The organism is Oleiphilus sp. HI0132, assembly GCF_001635845.1.
In genome coordinates this window covers 1-1,012 of the sequence record NZ_LWGJ01000638.1, presented here as the reverse complement: position 1 = coordinate 1,012, position 1,012 = coordinate 1, and the positions used below count along the sequence as shown (strand labels likewise).

The window sequence follows — 1,012 nt, the reverse complement described above, 5'->3', positions numbered from 1 at the left end:
AACGGCTCTAACATGCCCTGAATCATCTGCAAGAAGCTCTTCTGTCTCGGCCGGCATTTTAAACTTAACGTTTCGGCTTGTGAGTTCCTGCTGGAGTAAGTGACCGGCTGTCGCATCGAGCTGTCTGTTAAGGAGCACTTCCTTGCTATGAATAACGGTAACGTGCATGCCTCGCTGCGCAAGGCCGTTGGCTGCTTCAAGACCTAGTAGCCCGCCGCCTAAGACCACTGCATTCTTTTTTGTCTCGCTATAGGCAAGCATCTTATTGACATCATATATATCGCGAAAGGCGATCACACCTTCGAGTTTGCTTCCTGGAATAGGAAGAATAAAGGGTTTAGAGCCTGTTGCTATCAGTAGTCTGTCATAACGTGCTTGAGTGCCATCACGTGCTGTGACGCAACGTTTGCTTCTATCGATATCAATAACCAGCTTATCTGCTCCGGAATACAGGGTTATATTATGGTCGTGATACCATTGCCGGTCATGAATAATGATATCTTCAATGGACTTTTCTCCACAGAGTACGGGGGATAGCATGATTCGGTTGTAGTTGCCGTAGGGCTCAGCACCAAAGACCGTAATATCAAACTTTTCAGGAGAGGCGCTGACTAACTCTTCTACAGCTTTCATTCCAGCCATGCCGTTTCCGATTACCACAAGCTGCTGCTTCATCTCTAATCTCCGTACTGCCGTGTTATGAATGCTATAATCAATACATTGCTAATTTTTGCAAGTTATCGCAGCAATTTATATACCATTGGAGGTATGATTCTAACTCAACATGGTTAAGTACGCTGCAAGTCTCTTTAATAAGGCACTTAAGATTGACTTAGCTTAAGTTCATATACGGTTCACGGATGGATTAGTTTTGCACTATTTTGGTTCAACGTGTGGGTTGTTTGATGCGCCAAGGTCGATATAAAAATAATTATAGAATGTTTCATCGTTTGCTTGTTTTTATCTGTGTGTTGTTATCGTGGCGCATTTCTTATGTCGATGCTAATGAACT

The 1,012-nt window shown here is 43.5% G+C and carries 1 protein-coding gene; it reads right to left on the bottom strand.

Annotation, left to right across the window (positions count from 1 at the left end):
• Positions 1-675: NAD(P)/FAD-dependent oxidoreductase (locus tag A3766_RS07765; RefSeq protein WP_197479424.1), on the bottom strand; the 675-nt coding region annotated here is incomplete at its 3' end.
• Positions 676-1,012 lie beyond the last annotated feature (337 nt).